The organism is Thauera sp. GDN1, assembly GCF_029223545.1.
Taxonomy (GTDB): Bacteria; Pseudomonadota; Gammaproteobacteria; order Burkholderiales; family Rhodocyclaceae; genus Thauera.
Genome location: NZ_CP097870.1, coordinates 3,546,124 through 3,563,365, shown reverse-complemented (window position 1 = coordinate 3,563,365; position 17,242 = coordinate 3,546,124). Strand labels below are relative to the sequence as shown.

Here is a 17,242-nt window from a genome sequence, read left to right as displayed (position 1 = left end):
AGCAATCGAGGGGCTTGCGCCCCTCGATCTTCAGACGACGCCGCTTTCTGCTGGCGCGATGCGGTGCCGCGTTACGGGCGCACGATCATGCGCGAACGCATCTCCAGGTGCAGCGCGTGGCAGAAGTGCGTGCAGTAGCACCAGAACACGCCCGGCTTGTCGGCCTTGAAGGTGACCGACTTGGTCTCCTGCGGGTTCACCACGAAGTTGATGTCGTACTTCGGAATCGCGAAGCCGTGCGACAGGTCTTCCACCTTGTCGAGGTTGGTCAGGATCAGCGTGACCTCGTCGCCGACCTTGAGCTCGAACTCGCGCAGGGTGTAGGCCGGCGCCAGGGAAGCGATCTTCACCGTGACCTTGTTGCCGTCGCGGAACACGCCCGATTCCTTGGCATCCTTGACCGCGAGCGGGTGGGCGTCGAGCGTGCCGACCTGCTTGGTCTTGATGATGTCGCGGTTGACGATGATGAAGTCGTGCGGCTCCGGATGCACCGGGTGGTCGGCCAGCAGCACCATCTTCTCGCCGCGGATGTCGATCAGCTGCTCGTTTTCCGGGTGCATCGGGCCGACCGGCAGGAAGCGGTCCTTCGAGAACTTGCAGCCCACCGCCAGGAACTGGCCGCTGGCTTCCTTGGTTTCGCCCATGTTGGCGCTGATGTGGCCCGGCTGGTAATGCACGTCGATGCGGTCGACCACGTACTGCACGGCCTTGTCGCCATTGTGGAACTTGATCGCGGCGTCGATGTTCCACTTGACGATCTGGCTGTCCAGGAACAGCGTCGTGAAGGCGTTGCCGCGGCCGTCGTAGGTGGTGTGCAGGGGGCCGAGGCCGACTTCGACTTCGGCGACCACCGCCTTGCGGACGTCGTCGAGCTTGCCGTCGAAGAAGTCGGCGACCTTGGCGACCTCGATGACCGTGCAGGTGGGCGACAGCTTGCCCGAGCAGATCATGTACTTGCCGTCCGGGCTGGCGTTGACGCCGTGCGGGTTCTTGGGCACCGGCACGTAGGCGGTCAGTGCGGTCTTCGGATCGGGGTTGGCGGCCTTGGTGCCGTCGACCACCGGGACCTTGGAGTTGCCGACGGTGAAGGACTTGCCGTCCTTGATCGCCTTCTCGATGCGGGCGACGTCGAAGAACACGCAGGCGTCCATCTCGGCCGACATCATGTCCTCGTAGCGCGCGCCACCTTCCACGTTGTACTGGTTGGAGCAGGCGAAGCGGCCGTCGTACGAGGTGGCGACGAGGTCCATGTTGCCGTCGACCTTGCACTGCCAGCGCACTTCCATGGTCTCGGCGTCGACGCAGGTGAACAGGCAGTAGTACTTGCTCGGGTCGTCCAGGTCGTGGCCGTCGTTGGGCTGCGGGATGTGGAACTCGTTGCCGCAGAACACGCGCGTGGTGTGGTTGATCGCCTTGTCGACCGGGTCGCGCTTGTCCGAGAAGATGCCGTGGAAGCCCTGGATGTTGGGCAGCTCGGTGATCGCATCGCACTCGAAGATGTCGCCGCGGATGCGGGCGAGGCGGCCGTGGATCTTGTCGTTGACCCAGAAGTACTTGCCGTCGTAGGTGCCGTCGGTGTACGAACCGTGGACGTGGTGGGTGTCGCCGGTCTTGTACTTGAGCTGACCGTCGGGGCGGGTGCCGATGATCTTCTTCGACTCGTTGGTGATGCCCCAGCCGCTCATGCAGTCGATGTTGAAGGTCGGGATGCGCTTGATCTCGCGGCCGGAGGGCAGGCCGAGCACGCGGCATTCACCGGAGTGGCCGCCGGACCACACGCCGTAGTAGGTGTCGAGTTCGCCCGGTGCCATGTGCAGCTTGAGGTCGGAGGCGGCGTGCGCCGCGGCGGGTGCCGGAGCGGGCGCGGCAGCCGGTGCAGCGGCCGGAGCGGGAGCGGATTCCTTGTTGCACGCGGACAGGCCGACCGACAGGCCGGCGCCGGCAAGGCCGGCAAGCGCCGCGGTGTTCAGGAACTTGCGGCGGCTCGGGTCGGGCATGGCGTCGACCTGGTTCATTTTTGCGTCGTTCATGGTTTCTTGCTCCCGTAGGCAGGTGTGATCGATTCCCACAGGCCGGGTACCACGCCGCTGCGCCCCTCGCGCTGGCTGTTCATGCGTTCCGGCGACCTGTGACAATTTGTCCTGTGACGTTTTGTCGCACCTGAATTCTATGAAGACGGAAATCAGTAAACCTTGATATAAAACAAAGAAGGGTCGCTTGGCCGGCAAGATGCGCAGGGAGTTGGATGCAGGTGAAGAGCAACGAGACCGTGGCGGATGTCGATGACCGGATGCTGGAGCGTCCCCCGTCCGCGCTGACGCCGACCCGGGTGCTGAGCGCGGTGCGCACCGACCGCGGCCGCCTGCTGCAGCTGCGCTGGGTGTCGCTGGTGGCGATGGCGCTGATGAGCCTGGTGGTCTTCCCCTGGCTGGCGCCCGCGCAGCCGGTGGCGCCGCTGGCCGGCGTCACCCTGTGCCTGCTGGCGGTGAACCTCGCCCTGCTCGGCGGCGTCGCCGAATGGCTGGTCGGACGCTGGGGCGCCCTGCTGCAGCTGATCGTGGACCTGGTGGCCTGGGCGGCCTTCCTGTACTTCACCGGCGGTGTCACCAATCCGGCGATCTCGTTGCTGCTGCCGGTGGTCGCGGTCGGCGCCTCGATCCTGCCGGCGCTGCAGGCCTGGCTGCTGGCGGCGCTCGCGGTCACCGTCTATTCGCTGCTGTGGCAGTACCACCAGCCGGTCCATCTGGCCGACGCCGACCAGGCCATGTACTGGCATCTGGCCGGTATGTGGATCAGCTTCGCGCTGTCGGCGGTGACGGTCGTGTGGTTCATCGTGCGCCTGAACGCGGAGCTCGCGCGCCGCGACGACGAGCTGGCCGCGGTCGATGCCGCGCGCGCGCGCGACGCCTACGTGGTCGGCCTCGGAAAGCTCGCCGCCGGCGCGGCGCACCGGCTGGGCACGCCGCTCGGCACCCTGCGCATCGTCGCCGACGACCTCGTGACCAGGCCCGAGCTCGCTGTCGAGCTGCGCGAGGACGTGGAGCTGATGCGCGAGCAGATCGACCATTGCCGCGACATCCTCAACGGCCTGACGCGAGAGGCCGGCCAGCAGCGCGCGGAGGGCGGCGGCGCGGTCGACGCGCTGGCCTGGGCGCGCGAGGTGGCGGCGCGCTGGCAGCGGCTGCGTCCGGGCGCCGCGCTGGAGATGCGGGCGAATGCCGCCGATCCCGCGGCGGTCATCGTCGCCGATGCCTCGCTCGGCGAGGCGCTGCACAACCTGATCGACAACGCCGCCAACGCGAACGCACGCGCCGGCAAGGACGACGTGGCGGTGGAGCTGGCCATGGGCCGCGAGGACGACCTGGTCCTCGTCGAGGTGCTCGACCGCGGCCCGGGCCTCGACCCGGCGCGGGTGGACGCCGCCCGCCACGCGCCGCTCGGCGCCCACGCCCAGGGCATGGGGGTCGGCCTGATGCTGGCGCATGCCGCGATCGAGCACCACGGCGGTCGCCTGGAATTCCGTTCCCGGCCCGGTGGTGGCACGATTGCGCGCATGCTGATTCCCGAACAGGTTTGCCGATGACCGCGGACAACGCCCCCTGCCTGCTCGTCGTCGATGACGATCCCGCCTTCAACAAGGTGCTGGTGCGCGCGCTCGGCCAGCGCGGCTTCGACACCTACGGCGCCACCGACAGCGAGGGCGCGCTCGAGCTCGCGCGCGATCACGAGCCCGAGTTCATCGTGCTCGACCTCAACATCGGCGGCGAGTCGGGGCTGAAGCTGATCCGCCCGCTGCTCGATGCCAGTCCCGGCGCGCGCATCCTGGTGCTGACCGGCTATGCCAGCATCGCCACCGCGGTCGATGCGGTTAAGCTCGGGGCGATCCAGTACCTGGCCAAGCCGGCCGACGTCGACAGCATCGTGCGCGCCCTGCGTGCCGAGGAGGTCGTGCTCGAGGATCACGTGCCCGACGCCCCGATGTCGGTCGATCGCCTCGAGTGGGAGCACATCCAGCGCGTGCTCGCCGAGCACGAGGGCAACATCTCGGCGACCGCGCGCGCGCTGCAGATGCACCGCCGCACCCTGCAGCGCAAGCTGGCGCGCCCGCCCTCGGCGGCTTGAGCGCGAGGCCGGTCGCTCAGCCGAGCTGGCCGCGTACCCAGCGCACGATGTCGGCCGCGCCCATCGCGCCCGCCTGGCGGGCGATCTCGCGGCCGCCGCGGAACAACGCCAGGGTGGGGATGCTGCGGATGCCGAAGCGGGCGGCCAGTGCCGGGTGGGCCTCGGTGTCGAGCTTGGCGAGGCGCACCTGCGGCTCGAGCATGCCGGCGGCCTGGGCGTAGGCGGGCGCCATCATCCGGCAGGGGCCGCACCAGGGCGCCCAGAAATCGACCAGCACCGGGATGTCGCTGCGGCCGATGTGGCGGTCGAAACTGGCGGCGTCGAGCTCCACCGGGTGGCCGGTGAACAGCGCCTTGCCGCACTGGCCGCAATTCGGCGCGTCGGCGAGGCGGGCGGCGGGGACGCGATTCACCGCATTGCAGTGCGGGCAGACCAGGTGCAGGGCGTCGGACATGGTGGGCTCCGGGGTATTTCAGATTTCCCTGATATCGAGGCGCGTGCGAGGGTTTCAAGGGCTGCATGCGGCCGGATGTCGGGCGAGTGCCAACGGCGCGCCGCGCCGGCGGATAATGGCGGTCCTCTCAATGCGAAGGAGCAGCGCGAATGAAGCAGCCCCGAATCGTGGTGATGGCCGGCAGCCGCCGGCGCGAGGCCTTGTCGCGGCGGGTGGCCGACGCCTGTGCGCTGGCCGTGCGCAATGCGGGCGCGGAGGTCGAGCTGATCGACCTCGACGACTACCCGGCGCCGCTCTACGACGGCGACCTGGAGGCCGCCTCCGGCCTGCCCGAGAGCATCGTGCGCCTGCAGCAGCGCCTGCACGCCAGCGACGGCCTGCTGGTGGTGAATCCCGAGTACAACGGATCGATCACGCCCCTGCTCAAGAACACGCTCGACTGGTGCTCGCGGCCGAATCCGGCCGACCGTGCGCGCTCGGGCGGCGCGGTCTATGCCGGCCGCGCGGCGGCGGTGGTGGGGAGCTCGCCGGGTGCGCTGGGCGGCATGCGCGTGCTGTTCCATGTACGCGACATCCTCGGCTATCTGGGCATGCACGTCATTCCGCAGCAGCTCGCGGTGGCGAAGTCGGGCGAGGCGGTGGGCGAGGATGCGCGCCTGCGCGATGCCGCGCAGCAGGACATGCTCGACAAGCTCGCGGCCGCGCTGGTCGACAGTGCGCGCAGGCTGCGCAGCTGAGCGGGCGCGGCTTCCCGCGGCGGTGGAGCGGGGCGATCAGTCCGCTGCGGCGGGAGGTTCGGTGCGTTGCATCGCCTGCTGCAGCCTGCGGACTTCCGTGCGCGCCTGGGCGAGCACCTGTTCGGCCTCCGCGGGATCGAAGTCGCTCGCATAGCGCTTCCTGACCCCCTGCTCGCTGAGCAGCAGGTGAACGGCGGGTGCGACCCCGCGCTGGGCGAGGCTGCTGCGCGTGCATTCGAGCGCGCAGCCGTCGAGGGCGAGGATGGGGCGGCCGGAGCGCGCGATCTTCACCAGATGGGGCACGTTGCCGCCCACGCCGGCGATGCATGACATCTCCGCCTCGCCCTCGCGGTCCAGGCGCAGCGCGACATGGTTGGCCATCTGCGCCGCGCTCGAGCAGCCCGAACAGGAATAGACGAGCGGCAGGTTCTTCTTGCGGCCGGCCATGGCGGGGTCCTCGATGTGTCCTTGCATTGGGCCGAACAGTCTACGCCCGCCCGCCGCGTGCAGGAAGCGACGGGGCGCCGTTTCGAGTTCGATCTGCAGACGGCTGCGGGGCGGCGGGTACAATCCCGCTTCCGATCCGGGCGCGGCGGCCGATCCCGCCGCGGATGCCCGATCGCCACTCCGGCTTGAAGAATCGACCGTGTTTCCCCGACGACAGCATTACCGCGGCCGCGACCCCGCGCGCGCCCACAGCATCGCCGAGCTGCGCAGCATGGCGGCGCGGCGCCTGCCGAATTTCTGCCTCGAATACCTCGAAGGCGGCGCCGACGACGAGCTGAGCCTGGCGCGCAACCGCCGCGCGCTCGACGACATCCTGCTGCTGCCGCGCACCCTGGTGGACGTGTCGCGGCGCGAGCTCGCCGTGCCGCTGTTCGGGCAGGACAGCGCGCTGCCGGCGATCATCGCGCCCACCGGCTTCAACGGCCTGCTGAGCCACGAGGGCGACCGCGTGCTCGCCGAGGCCGCGCGCGCCGCCGGCATCCCGTTCTGCCAGAGCATGGTGTCTACGGTGGCGCTTGAGGAGATCGCCGCCACCGGCGTGCGCCACTGGATGCAGATCTATCCCTTCAAGGACCGCGACAACCTCGCCGCGGTGGTGAAGCGCGCCGAGCGCGCCGGCTGCGAGGCGATCGTGCTGACCACCGACGCCTCGGTGTTCGGCAACCGCGAGTGGGACCGCCGCAACTACCGCGCGCCGATGAAGCTCACCGCGCGCAACCTGTTCGACCTCGCCTTGCATCCGCGCTGGATCCTCGACGTGCTGGTGCCGCACGGCATGCCGCGCTTCCGCAACCTCGGCGACTTCCTGCCGCCGGGCATGGACAGCGCGAGGAACGCCGCGGCCTTCCTCGCCGCGCAGATGGACACCTCGCTCACCTGGGACGACCTGCGCCGCCTGCGCGAGCTGTGGCCGCGCAAGCTGCTGGTGAAGGGCGTGCTGCTGCCCGAGGATGCGCTGCGCGCGCGGGAGGCGGGGGCCGACGGCGTGGTGGTGAGCAACCACGGCGGGCGCCAGCTCGACGGCGCGCCGGCGCCGATCGAGACCCTGGCCGCGGTGCGCCAGGCGGTGGGGGCCGAGATGACGGTGATCGTCGACAGCGGCTTTCGTCGCGGCAGCGATTTCGTCAAGGCGCGCGCGCTCGGTGCGGACGCGGCGATGTCGGGGCGGGCGACGCTGTACGGGCTGGCCGCGGCCGGTGCGGCCGGCGCGGCGCGCGCGCTGGAGATTTTGCGCAGCGAGATGGAGCGCACGCTGGGCCTGATCGGCTGCGTGCGCATGGCGGAGGTCGACGACCGCTTCGTCGGTCGCGGCTGAAGGACGGTGCCGGGGAGGCGGCGCTCAGACGCCCCAGACCACCGGTGTTTCCTCGCGCAGCGACTCCTCCAGCATGTTCAGCAGCGGCCAGGCGCGCTGGGCGAGGCTGACCGGAGCGGCCATCCCGGTGCGACCGGCTTCCTTGTCGGCGGCCTCGTCGGCCTCGGTACGCCGGCGCTCGAGCTCGGCCTGGCGGGCGCGGTCTTCCTCGATGGCAGCCTTCAGGCGGGCGATCGCCTCGGGCAACTGCTGGGCGGTGATGATGCCCTGGGCGCCGTGCGGGTCCTTGCCGAGGATGGCGATCAGCTTCTTGGCGGCGTCGCCGAGCATGATGACGTCCGCGCTGGCGTGGGATTTGAAGGTGACGAGCATGGCGATGCCTCCTGTGCTTAGAGTCCCTTGACCGCGTAGATGCCGGGCGCGTTGCGCCAGTAGCCCTTGTAGTCCATGCCGCAGCCGAACAGGAAGCGGTCGGGGATGTCGAGGCCGGAGAAGTCGGCGCGCATGCCGGGTTCGGCCTTGCGCTCGTGCAGCTTGTGCACCAGCACCGCGGACAGCACCTCGGCGGCGCCTTCTTCCTTCAGGTGCTCGATGATCGCCTTCAGGGTGTGGCCCTCGTCGAGGATGTCGTCGAGCACCAGCACCGTGCGTCCGCGCAGGTCCTGGGTGGGACGAACCCGCCAGTCGAGCAGGGTGCCCTGCAGCGCGTGGCCGTAGCGGCTGGCGTGCAGGTAGGCGACCTCCAGCGGGAAGGGCAGGCGCGGCAGGATGCGGCCGGCGAGGATCAGACCGCCGTTCATCACCGCATAGACCAGCGGGTTGGCGTCGGCGAGGCGGGCGGTGATCTCGGCCGCCATGCGGTCGAGCGCCGCTTCCACGGTGGAGGCGTCGGCGAGGCAGTCCGCCTCGTCGCGAGCGCGCTTGATTTCTTCCAGGTTCAGGGACATGTCGATGGGCTGCGGGCACGGGCCCGGTGCGTTTTCGGACGCGACATTCTAGCGCCGATCCCTGGCGGGCGCCGACATCGCGGGAGCGCGACAATTGCACGAAGGCGCCGTGGGCGCAGACTCGCCCGCGAATGCGCACGTGTGCGTCGCCGCGATGCCGCGGGCTGTGGTTTGTGCGCTTGTGTGCGGACCGGCGGCGCGGTAAAAGAGGCGGGTCTTCGTCCCGCCGCCCGGAAACCGCCATGCCCATCCATGAGATCCGCCACCCGCTCGTCCGCCACAAGATCGGCCTGATGCGCGAGGGCGACATCAGCACCAAGAAATTCCGCGAGCTCACCGCCGAGATCGCCCGCCTGCTGGCCTACGAGGCGTGCAAGGACTTCCCGCTCGAGACGGTCGAGATCCGGGGCTGGGCGGGGCCGGTCGAGATCGAGCAGATCAAGGGCAAGAAGGTCACCGTGGTGCCGATCCTGCGCGCCGGGCTGGGCATGCTCGACGGCGTGCTCGACATGGTGCCGAGCGCCAAGGTCAGCGTGGTCGGCATCGCCCGCGACGAGGAGACGCTGCAGCCGGTGCCGTACTTCGAGAAGTTCGTCGGCCAGCTCGAGGAGCGCATGGCGCTGATCATCGATCCGATGCTGGCCACCGGCGGCTCGATGGTCGCCACCGTGGACATGCTCAAGCGCAAGGGCTGCGCCCACGTGCGCGCGCTGGTGCTGGTGGCAGCGCCCGAGGGCATCGCGCTGATGAACGACAAGCACCCCGACGTCGACATCTACACCGCGAGCATCGACAGCCACCTCAACGAGCACGGCTACATCATCCCCGGCCTGGGCGACGCCGGCGACAAGATCTTCGGCACCCGCCACAACTGATCGCGCGGCGACGGCGGGTGCGTGCCCGCTGCCGCCGTCGCGTCATCACCGCTTCATCGATAATGACAACCATGCCGGCTGCGCGGTGCTGCGACCGCGAACCTCCGGCGGAGAGCCTTCATGCGTGAAATCCCCATCCAGTCTGCCGAGCCCATGTGGCGGCAGGCGATCTCCGGCGCCCAGATCCTGTTCGTCGCCTTCGGCGCGCTAGTGCTGGTGCCGCTGCTCACCGGGCTGAACCCCGCGCTCGCGCTGCTCGGTGCCGGGGTCGGCACGCTGCTGTTCCAGCTCGTCACCGGACGCCAGGTGCCGATCTTCCTCGGCTCCAGCTTCGCCTTCATCGCGCCGATCATCTTCAGCATCCAGACCTGGGGCGTGCCGGCCACGATGGGCGCGCTCGCCTGCGTGTCGCTGATGTACTTCGCCTTTGCCGGCCTGGTGTGGAAGCACGGCGCCGAGATCGTGCACCGCTACATGCCGCCGGTGGTGGTGGGGCCGATCATCATGATCATCGGCCTTTCGCTGGCCGCGGTGGGCGTGAACATGGCGATGGGACGCAGCGGCGACGGCAAGATCGAGCTCGTGCCCTACGCCACCGCGCTGACCGTCGCCGCCATCGCCTTCGGCACCACGGTGCTGGTCGCGGTGTTCGCGCGCGGCTTTCTGAAGCTGGTGCCGATCCTGTGCGGGGTGGCGGCCGGCTACCTGGCGGCGATCCTGTTCGGGCTGGTGGATTTCGCCGCGGTGGGCGCCGCGCCGTGGTTCGTGCTGCCGCAGTTCGTGACCCCGAGCTTCGAGCTCGCGGCCGTGCTGTTCATGCTGCCGGTGGCGCTGGCGCCGGTGATCGAGCACGTCGGCGACGTGCTGGCGATCGGCGGGGTGACCGGCAAGGACTACACCGAGAAGCCCGGCCTGCACCGCACGCTCGTTGGCGACGGGGCCGGGGTGTTGTTCGCCGGCCTGGTCGGCGGCCCGCCGATCACCACCTATTCGGAAGTGACCGGCGCGGTCACGCTGACGAAGAACTACAACCCGGCGATCATGACCTGGGCGGCGGTGCTGGCGGTGATCCTCGCCTTCTTCGGCAAGTTCAATGCGCTGCTGGCGTCGATCCCGGTGCCGGTGATGGGCGGCATCATGATGCTGATGTTCGGCTCGGTGGCGAGCGTGGGCATGAACACGCTGATCAAGGCGCGCGTCGATCTGGAAGAGCCGCGCAACCTGGTGATCGTGTCCTCGGTGCTGGTGATGGGGATCGGCGGCCTGGCGCTGAACTTCGACGGCCTGACCCTGCAGGGCGTCAGCCTGTGCGCCGTCGTCGCGGTGCTGCTGAACCTGATCCTGCCGAAGACTCGAGCCGGCGCCTGACCAGCGCGAGCAGCCCGCGCAGCAGCGGGATGGCGGTGGGCAGCAGCGCAGACAACCTGCCGCCGCGTGCCTGGCGGACCAGCAGCCAGCCCACCCAGGCGCGCTTGGCGAGGCGCAGTGCGAACCGCGGCCTGGCGGCCACCACGGCGAGCAGCGCGACCGACAGCAGCGGAATCTTGTCCTTCGCCCACGCCAGGTGCTCGCGCAGCGTATCGACGCGGTCGAGCGCGCCGTCGATGCCCGAGAGTCGTCGCGTCATGTCGGCGCGCTGGGCTTCGGCGCGCAGTTGCAGCTTCTGCTTGCGCAGCGCGAGATCGATCTGGCGGGAATCCATGCCGGTGTCGCCGCCTTCAGTCGGGCTTGCGCAGCGCTGCGCGGTCGCGTGCGAGTTCGGCGAGGCTGGCGGAGAACAGCCTGGTGCCGCTGCGGAACGCGCGCGCGGCGTTGCTCGCCGCGAGCAGCCCGCCGACCAGGCAGACCGCAGTGGAAATCCCGAGCGCGAGCAGACGGTGCTCGTCCCAGAACAGCACGGTCAGGAACACCATCAGGAACACCAGGCCGAAGCCGAGCAGCAGCCCGGCCAGCACGGTGTTGAGCGCGAGGCCGCTGAGGCGGAGCTTTTCCTCCTGGAGCTCTACCGCCAGCAGTTCCAGCCGCGTCTGCACCGTCTGCAGTCCGGCATCGACGATGCCGTGCAGGCTTTCGGCCAGACGCGGCCTGGGCGTCCCGGATTCCTCGCTCATCGAATCAGCGGCGGCTGACCAGCAGGCCGAGCAGGAAGGCCACACCGGCGGCGACGCCGACCGACTGCCAGGGATTCTCGTGCACGTAGTCGTCGGTGGCGCGCACGGCCTTCTTGCCGCTGTCGACGATCGCCGCCTCGGCGTCGGCGAGGCGATCCTTGGCCACGGCCACGCGGCTGTTGATGCGCGCGCGCAGGTCGTCGAGCTTGCCGCCCTGCTGGTCGGCGGTGAGCTTGAGCAGCTCTTCCGCGTCCGAGATCAGCAGCTTGAGGTCGTCGACGAGCTTGTCCTTGGACGGGTGGGTGGTCGTGCTCATGGTTCTTCTCCGGTTGGTTGGCGGAAAACGGATGCGATCCACGGCAAAGGCTACCCCCAGTGCCGGGGGATGGCAATTCACGCGGCGTAAGCAGATGCGATCCCGCGGCCTTTTCGGTCACGCGTTGAATTGATCGCGGTCGATGTGGTCTGTCGCAATGCTTGGCACAATCCCGCCCATCGCATTCAAGGAGCCGTCGTCATGATCAGGAAGCTCGTTGCCGTGCTCGGCCTCGGTTTCGCAATGAGTTCGCAGGCCGCCGGGGGCATCGACACCGAAGCCTTCTTCGCCGCGCAGCTCACCGGCCTGGACGGCGAGCCGGTGGCGATGGCGCAGTTCCGCGGCCGTCCGCTCATCGTGAACTTCTGGGCGCGCTGGTGCGCCCCCTGCCGTGAGGAGATCCCCGAGCTCGTGCGCCTGCGCGATGCCCAGGGCGAGGGCGGGATCGAGGTGGTCGGCGTCGCGCTGGAGAGCCAGGTCGAGGGCGTGCGCGAGTTCGCCACCGCCCAGGACATGCGCTATCCGGTGGTGCTGGCGGCGAAGCAGGGCATTCCGCTGATGAAGGCGCTGGGCAACGCGCAGGGCGGCGTGCCGTTCACGGTCTATATCGGTCGCGACGGCAAGGCGGTGGGCAGCAAGCTCGGGATCGTGCGCGCCGACGACCTGGCGGCGGCGACGCAGACCCTGCTGAAGTGAACGGCGCACGCGCTGCGGCGGCCTGCCCCTCTCCGCTGCTCACGGCGTCCAGTCGTAATCCACCGTCAGCGGCGCGTGATCGGAGAAGCGCTGTTCCTTGTACACCGCCGCGGCGCGCGCCGCGTCCGCCAGCCCCGGCGTGGCGATCTGGTAGTCGAGCCGCCAGCCCACGTTCTTCGCCCATGCCTGGCCGCGGTTCGACCACCATGTGTAGCAGGCGTCGGTGGCCTCCGGGTGCAGTCGGCGATAGACGTCGATCCAGCCCTGCTCGTCGAACAGGCGGCTGAGCCAGGCGCGTTCCTCGGGCAGGAAGCCGGAGTTCTTCTGGTTCGACTTCCAGTTCTTGAGGTCGGCCTCGCGATGGGCGATGTTCCAGTCGCCGCACACCACTACCTCCTGGCCGCTCTGGTAGAGCTGGTCCATGTGGGGCAGGAAGCGGTCCATGAACTCGAACTTCACCTGCTGGCGCTCTTCCGAACTGGAGCCGGAGGGCAGGTACAGCGACACCACCGACAGCCTGCCGAAGTCGAGTTGCAGGAAGCGCCCCTCGGCGTCGATGTCGGCGATGCCCAGGCCCTCGACCACGCGGTCGGGCGCATGCCGGCTGTAGATGCCGACCCCGCTGTAGCCCTTCTTCTCGGCATGATGGAACCAGCCCTGCAGGCCGGCCGGCGCGCGCATGGCCTCGTCGAGGTCGCCGGCCTGGGCCTTGAGCTCCTGCACGCAGACGAAATCCGCGTTCTGGGCGGGCAGCCAGTCGAGCAGGCCCTTGCGGCAGGCCGAGCGGATGCCGTTGAGGTTGAGGGAGATGATGCGTAACATGGACGGCTTCCAGATTATGCTGCCAGGCAGCCCAAAAGCCGTGGATTTTAGCCGGGATTTCATCGCCCTCGCGTGCCGCAAGGGCGTACTGCGCTTCGGCGCGTTCGTGACCAAGGCGGGGCGCAATTCCCCGTACTTCTTCAATGCCGGCCTGTTCGACGACGGCGCATCCTTCCGCGAGCTGTGCGGCTACTACGCGCGCGCGATCCGCGCCTCGGGCGTGGCCTGCGACATGCTGTTCGGGCCGGCCTACAAGGGCATCCCGCTCGTCGCCGGCACCGCGATCCGCCTCGCCGAGGACGGCGTGGACCTGCCCTTCGCCTTCAACCGCAAGGAAGCCAAGGACCACGGCGAGGGCGGCACGCTGATCGGCGCGCCGCTCGAGGGCCGGGTGCTGATCCTCGACGACGTCATCTCCGCCGGCACCTCGGTGCGCGAATCGGTCGAGCTGATCCGTGCCGCGGGCGCCACGCCGGCCGGCGTCGTCATCGCGCTGGACCGCATGGAGCGAGGCAAGGGCGCGCTGTCGGCGGTGCAGGAGGTGAGGGAGAGCTTCGGCATCCCGGTGATCGCGGTCGCCACGCTCGAGGATCTGATCGGCTACCTCGCCGACAGTCCGGAGCTGGCCGCCAACCTCGACGCGGTCAGGGCCTATCGGGAGCAGTATGGGATTTCCGCAAGCTGAATCCGGTCTCGCCGCGCTCGCCTGCGCGGCCGTGCTCGGCGTACTGCCCCTTGTCGCGCACGCGCAGGCACAGGGCGGTAGCCGCGCGATCTACTGCTGTGACGTCGGCGGCCAGCCGGTATGCGGCGACATCCTGCCGGCGGCCTGCTACGGCCGCGCCTACCGCGAGATGAGTCCCTCGGGCGTGCTGCGTCGTACGGTGGCGGCCCCGCTCACGCCGGAAGAGATTGCCGAGCGCGCCGCCGTCGAGCGCGAGCGGCGCGCGGCGGAAGCGGATCGCGCCCGCCAGCAGCGCCTCGATCAGGCCCTGCTCGAGACCTACCGCAGCCTGGAAGATCTCGACGCCCGTCGAGACCGCGAGCTGCGCGAACTCGACCGCAGCATCCGCGTGCTGCGCGGACGCGAAAGCGAGCTGATCGAGCGCCAGCAGGCGCTGATCTCCGAGGCCACGCATACCGACAACAGCGAAGTGGCCGCCAGCCTCGAGGCCGACATCGGCGTGCTCGACAGCGAGATCGCCGCGCAGTCGTCGATCATCGCTGCCAAGCTGCGCGAACGCGGCGCGGTGGTCGAGCGCTTCCAGGAGCACCGTCGCCGCTACCAGGAACTCACCGCGGGCGGCAGGGCCGAGGCGGCCGGCGCGGCACCGGAGCGGCGCTGAACCGGGGCGCTCCCGGTAACCGGCGCCCCCTCTCCGCACGATGAGCGACCAGGACCCGACGATCGCCCGCGGCCGTGCCGAAACGCGCGTGCGCGCCGCCTGCCCGCACGACTGCCCCGACACCTGCGCGATGGAGGTCACCGTCGCCGGCGGGCGCGCGGTGAAGATCCGCGGCGCCGCCGACATGCCCTTCACCAAGGGTGCGCTGTGCACCAAGGTCGCGCACTACCTCGAGCGCGTCTATTCCGACCAGCGCCTGCTCCATCCGATGAAGCGCGTCGGCCGCAAGGGCGAGGGGCGTTTCGAGCGCATCTCCTGGGACGAGGCGCTCGACACCATCGCCGCGAAGTACCGCGAGATCGCCGCCGAGGATCCGCGCGCGATCCTGCCCTACAGCTACGCCGGGACCATGGGTCTGGTGCAGGGCGAGAGCCTGGACCGGCGCTTCTTCCATCGTCTTGGCGCCTCGCTGCTCGATCGCACGATCTGCGCCGCGGCCGGTGCGCACGGCTGGAAGGCCACCGTGGGGGCGATGGTCGGCGCCGATCCGGAGGCGGTGGCCGCGGCGCGCCTGATCCTGGTCTGGGGCGGCAACCCGGTGGTGTCCAACCTGCACGGCTGGCGCTACCTGCAGGAGGCGAAGCGCCGTGGCGCGAAGCTGGTGTGCATCGACCCGCGGCGCAGCGAGACCGCGGCGAAATGCGACCAGCACCTCGCCCCGCTGCCCGGCACCGACGGCGCGCTGGCGCTGGCGATGATGCAGGTGCTGATCGAGCACCAGCTGCTCGACCACGACTACATCGCCCGCCACACCCTGGGCTTCGAGGCGCTCGCGGAACATGTGCGCGGCTTCACGCCGGAATGGGCGGCGCCGCTAACCGGGCTGGACGCGGCGCAGATCCGCGCGCTGGCGCTCGAATACGGGCGCAGGCCGCACAGCCTGATCCGCCTCAACTACGGCCTCAACCGCTGTGCCGGTGGCGGCATGGCGGTGCGCAACGTCGCCTGCCTGCCGGCGCTCACCGGCGCCTGGCGGTACGCGGGCTGCGGCGCACTGCTGTCCACCTCGGGCAACTTCCCGGTGGATGGCCGGACGCTGCAGCGCCCCGACCTCTATCCCGACGCCGGGCGCTTTCCGCCGCGCACGCTCAACATGGCCTTCATCGGCGAGGTGCTGCTGGAGACCCGCGACCCGCCGGTGCGCGCCATCCACGTCTACAACTCCAACCCGGTCGCGGTGGCGCCGGACGGCAACCGGGTGCGCGCCGGCTTCGCGCGCGAGGACCTGTTCTGCGTGGTGCACGAGCAGTTCCAGACCGATACCGCCGACTACGCCGACATCCTGCTGCCGGCGACCAGCCAGCTCGAGCACCGCGACGTGCACACCACCTACGGCCATGTCTACGCGGTGGACAACCGTCCGGCAATCGCGCCGCTCGGCGAGGCGCGATCGAACACCGAGGTGTTCCGCGCGCTCGCGCGCCGGCTCGGCTTCGGGCATCCGGCGCTGTACGAGTCCGACGAGGCGATCGCCGCCGCGGCCTTCCGTGCCGGCGATGCGCGTGCCGAAGGGCTCGCTGCCGGGCTGCAGGCGCAGGGCTGGGCGCGGCTCGCGCTGCCGCAGCCGTTCGCGCCCTTCGCCGAAGGCGGCTTCCGCACGCCCTCGGGCAAGTGCGAGTTCTTCTCCGAGTCGCTCGCCCGCGAGGGCCACGATCCGCTGCCCGCCTGGCATCCGCCGGCCGAGTCGGTGGTCAGCAACCTCACGCTGGCGGCGCGCTACCCGCTGGCGCTGATCAGCCCGCCGGCGCGCAATTTCCTCAATTCCAGCTTCGCAAACCTGCCGCGCTTCGTGGACGCAGAAGGCGGGCCGACGCTGCAGATCCATCCCGACGACGCCGCGACGCGTGGCATCGTCGAGGGCGCGCGCCTGCGCATCCACAACGATCGCGGCGAATTCATCGCGCGCGCGGTGGTGACCCGGGACGTGCGCCCCGGCGTGGTGTGCGCGCCCTCGGTGTGGTGGCCCAAGCTGTGCGAGGGCGGCCGCAACGCCAACGCGGTGACCTCGCCCGCGGCCACCGACATGGGCGGCGGACCGATCTTCTACGACTGCCTGGTCGAGGTCGGCGCAGCATGACGCAAGCCCAGGCGCTGGACGCGGTGGCGGCCATCCTCGCGCGCGCGCAGCGCATCCTGTTCGTGACCGGGGCGGGCATCTCGGTCGACTCCGGCCTGCCGACCTACCGCGGCATCGGCGGCCTCTATCACGAGCGCCTGACCGAGGACGGCCTGTCGATCGAGGAGGCGCTGTCCGGCGAGATGATGGCGACCCGGCCCGAGATCGCCTGGCGCTACATCGCCGAGATCGAGGCAAGCTGCCGCGGCGCGCGGCCGAACGCCGCGCATCGGCTGATTGCCGCGCTCGAGCAGGAGAAGGAGATGGTCTGCGTGCTGACGCAGAACGTCGACGGCCTGCATCGCGCGGCCGGCTCGCGCAACGTCATCGAGATCCATGGCACCGTGCATCGCCTGCACTGCATGGCCTGCCATCACGGGCGCAAGGTGCACGACTACGCCGGCCTCCAGATCCCGCCCGAGTGTCCGCAGTGCGGCGGCATCATGCGTCCGGAGGTGGTGCTGTTCGGCGAGGCGCTGCCGGAGCATGCGCTCGAGCGCCTCGAGGCCGTGCTCGAGCGCGGGGTGGATGCGGTGGTGTCGATCGGCACCACCAGCGTGTTTCCCTACATCGCCGGGCCGGTGGTGTGGGCCGCGCGCCAGGGGCTGTCGACGGTGGAGATCAACCCGGGCGACACCATGGTGAGCGGCCTCGTCGACTGGCGCCTGCGCATGTGTGCCGCAGAGGCGCTGCCGGAGCTGTGGCAGCGCATGCATCCGCGCGACCCGGCCGAGGACTGAGGGCGCGCCCGCCTCCGGGCGCCGGAAAGGAAAACGGGCCGCAGGCGCAGCGCGCCCCGGCCCGTCGTTCGTGCGCGT

20 protein-coding genes are annotated in these 17,242 nt (G+C 70.0%); 11 read left to right on the top strand and 9 right to left on the bottom strand.

Annotation, left to right across the window (positions count from 1 at the left end; genetic code table 11):
• Positions 1-71 precede the first annotated feature (71 nt).
• The gene (gene nosZ, locus CKCBHOJB_RS16385) at positions 72-2,030 is read right to left on the bottom strand and encodes a TAT-dependent nitrous-oxide reductase (RefSeq protein ID WP_281049734.1); all 1,959 of its coding nucleotides are present in this window, start codon (positions 2,028-2,030) and stop codon (positions 72-74) included.
• Between the two features lie 215 nt (positions 2,031-2,245).
• Here nosZ and CKCBHOJB_RS16380 point away from each other — a divergent pair, with 215 nt between their 5' ends.
• Both CKCBHOJB_RS16380 and CKCBHOJB_RS16375 read left to right on the top strand, forming a co-directional pair.
• Positions 2,246-3,583 (top strand): ATP-binding protein, encoded by a 1,338-nt coding sequence (locus CKCBHOJB_RS16380; RefSeq protein WP_281049733.1) that lies wholly within the window; start codon positions 2,246-2,248, stop codon positions 3,581-3,583.
• Positions 3,580-4,122, top strand: coding sequence for a response regulator transcription factor (locus CKCBHOJB_RS16375; RefSeq protein WP_281049732.1), 543 nt, complete (start codon positions 3,580-3,582; stop codon positions 4,120-4,122). Before CKCBHOJB_RS16380 ends, CKCBHOJB_RS16375 begins: the two co-directional genes overlap by 4 nt.
• A 16-nt stretch (positions 4,123-4,138) precedes the next feature.
• Here the strand turns inward: CKCBHOJB_RS16375 and trxC are convergent, their stop codons facing one another.
• Positions 4,139-4,576 carry a thioredoxin TrxC gene (gene trxC / locus CKCBHOJB_RS16370; RefSeq protein WP_281049731.1) on the bottom strand — a complete coding sequence of 146 codons (438 nt, stop codon included), beginning with the start codon at positions 4,574-4,576 and terminating at the stop codon, positions 4,139-4,141.
• A gap of 149 nt (positions 4,577-4,725) precedes the next feature.
• On the opposite strand from trxC, the gene CKCBHOJB_RS16365 reads away from it, so the two are divergent.
• Positions 4,726-5,313 carry an NAD(P)H-dependent oxidoreductase gene (locus CKCBHOJB_RS16365; protein ID WP_281049730.1) on the top strand — a complete coding sequence of 196 codons (588 nt, stop codon included), beginning with the start codon at positions 4,726-4,728 and terminating at the stop codon, positions 5,311-5,313.
• Positions 5,314-5,349: 36 nt separating this feature from the next.
• Here the strand turns inward: CKCBHOJB_RS16365 and CKCBHOJB_RS16360 are convergent, their stop codons facing one another.
• Positions 5,350-5,760 (bottom strand): putative zinc-binding protein, encoded by a 411-nt coding sequence (locus tag CKCBHOJB_RS16360; RefSeq protein ID WP_281049729.1) that lies wholly within the window; start codon positions 5,758-5,760, stop codon positions 5,350-5,352.
• A 199-nt stretch (positions 5,761-5,959) separates the two neighbouring features.
• Between CKCBHOJB_RS16360 and CKCBHOJB_RS16355 the strand changes: the two genes are divergently transcribed.
• Positions 5,960-7,135 carry an alpha-hydroxy acid oxidase gene (locus tag CKCBHOJB_RS16355; RefSeq protein ID WP_281049728.1) on the top strand — a complete coding sequence of 392 codons (1,176 nt, stop codon included), beginning with the start codon at positions 5,960-5,962 and terminating at the stop codon, positions 7,133-7,135.
• A 24-nt stretch (positions 7,136-7,159) separates the two neighbouring features.
• On the opposite strand, the gene CKCBHOJB_RS16350 is transcribed toward CKCBHOJB_RS16355, so the two are convergent.
• A complete protein-coding gene (locus tag CKCBHOJB_RS16350; protein WP_281049727.1) occupies positions 7,160-7,507 on the bottom strand; it encodes a DUF1840 domain-containing protein in 348 nt (115 codons plus the stop codon).
• Between the two features lie 17 nt (positions 7,508-7,524).
• A complete protein-coding gene (locus CKCBHOJB_RS16345; RefSeq protein WP_281049725.1) occupies positions 7,525-8,082 on the bottom strand; it encodes a hypoxanthine-guanine phosphoribosyltransferase in 558 nt (185 codons plus the stop codon).
• Positions 8,083-8,324: 242 nt separating this feature from the next.
• Between CKCBHOJB_RS16345 and upp the strand changes: the two genes are divergently transcribed.
• Together upp and CKCBHOJB_RS16335 are read left to right on the top strand one after the other, a co-directional pair.
• On the top strand, positions 8,325-8,957 hold the full coding sequence (gene upp / locus CKCBHOJB_RS16340; protein WP_281049724.1) for a uracil phosphoribosyltransferase: 633 nt from the start codon (positions 8,325-8,327) through the stop codon (positions 8,955-8,957).
• Between the two features lie 120 nt (positions 8,958-9,077).
• On the top strand, positions 9,078-10,325 hold the full coding sequence (locus tag CKCBHOJB_RS16335; RefSeq protein ID WP_281049723.1) for a uracil-xanthine permease family protein: 1,248 nt from the start codon (positions 9,078-9,080) through the stop codon (positions 10,323-10,325).
• Here CKCBHOJB_RS16335 and CKCBHOJB_RS16330 read toward each other — a convergent pair.
• The 3 genes from CKCBHOJB_RS16330 to CKCBHOJB_RS16320 are packed head-to-tail and all read right to left on the bottom strand — an operon-like array spanning position 10,258 to position 11,384.
• Positions 10,258-10,659 carry a YqjK-like family protein gene (locus tag CKCBHOJB_RS16330; protein ID WP_281049722.1) on the bottom strand — a complete coding sequence of 134 codons (402 nt, stop codon included), beginning with the start codon at positions 10,657-10,659 and terminating at the stop codon, positions 10,258-10,260. The two genes, CKCBHOJB_RS16335 and CKCBHOJB_RS16330, sit on opposite strands and share 68 nt — an antisense overlap.
• A gap of 16 nt (positions 10,660-10,675) precedes the next feature.
• Positions 10,676-11,068, bottom strand: coding sequence for a phage holin family protein (locus tag CKCBHOJB_RS16325; RefSeq protein WP_281049721.1), 393 nt, complete (start codon positions 11,066-11,068; stop codon positions 10,676-10,678).
• 4 nt (positions 11,069-11,072) lie between these two features.
• Entirely contained in the window at positions 11,073-11,384 is a 312-nt protein-coding gene (locus CKCBHOJB_RS16320; protein ID WP_281049720.1) for a YqjD family protein, read from the bottom strand.
• A 201-nt stretch (positions 11,385-11,585) separates the two neighbouring features.
• Between CKCBHOJB_RS16320 and CKCBHOJB_RS16315 the strand changes: the two genes are divergently transcribed.
• Complete coding sequence (locus tag CKCBHOJB_RS16315) at positions 11,586-12,080, top strand: TlpA disulfide reductase family protein (protein ID WP_281049719.1); 495 nt, start codon at positions 11,586-11,588, stop codon at positions 12,078-12,080.
• Positions 12,081-12,119: 39 nt separating this feature from the next.
• Here CKCBHOJB_RS16315 and CKCBHOJB_RS16310 read toward each other — a convergent pair whose 3' ends face one another.
• Complete coding sequence (locus tag CKCBHOJB_RS16310) at positions 12,120-12,902, bottom strand: exodeoxyribonuclease III (RefSeq protein ID WP_281049718.1); 783 nt, start codon at positions 12,900-12,902, stop codon at positions 12,120-12,122.
• A 16-nt stretch (positions 12,903-12,918) separates the two neighbouring features.
• Here CKCBHOJB_RS16310 and pyrE point away from each other — a divergent pair, with 16 nt between their 5' ends.
• From pyrE to CKCBHOJB_RS16290, 4 genes are all read left to right on the top strand, one after another.
• Positions 12,919-13,587 (top strand): orotate phosphoribosyltransferase, encoded by a 669-nt coding sequence (pyrE, locus tag CKCBHOJB_RS16305; RefSeq protein ID WP_348634873.1) that lies wholly within the window; start codon positions 12,919-12,921, stop codon positions 13,585-13,587.
• Positions 13,568-14,248: a hypothetical protein gene (locus tag CKCBHOJB_RS16300; protein WP_281049716.1), complete on the top strand. Its 681-nt coding sequence runs from the start codon at positions 13,568-13,570 to the stop codon at positions 14,246-14,248. The genes pyrE and CKCBHOJB_RS16300 overlap by 20 nt, the downstream gene beginning before the upstream one ends.
• Before the next feature lie 130 nt (positions 14,249-14,378).
• Positions 14,379-16,385, top strand: coding sequence for a molybdopterin oxidoreductase family protein (locus tag CKCBHOJB_RS16295; RefSeq protein WP_281051710.1), 2,007 nt, complete (start codon positions 14,379-14,381; stop codon positions 16,383-16,385).
• Positions 16,382-17,164, top strand: a complete 783-nt coding sequence (locus tag CKCBHOJB_RS16290) for an NAD-dependent deacylase (RefSeq protein ID WP_281049715.1) — start codon at positions 16,382-16,384, stop codon at positions 17,162-17,164. Before CKCBHOJB_RS16295 ends, CKCBHOJB_RS16290 begins: the two co-directional genes overlap by 4 nt.
• Positions 17,165-17,242: the final 78 nt, after the last annotated feature.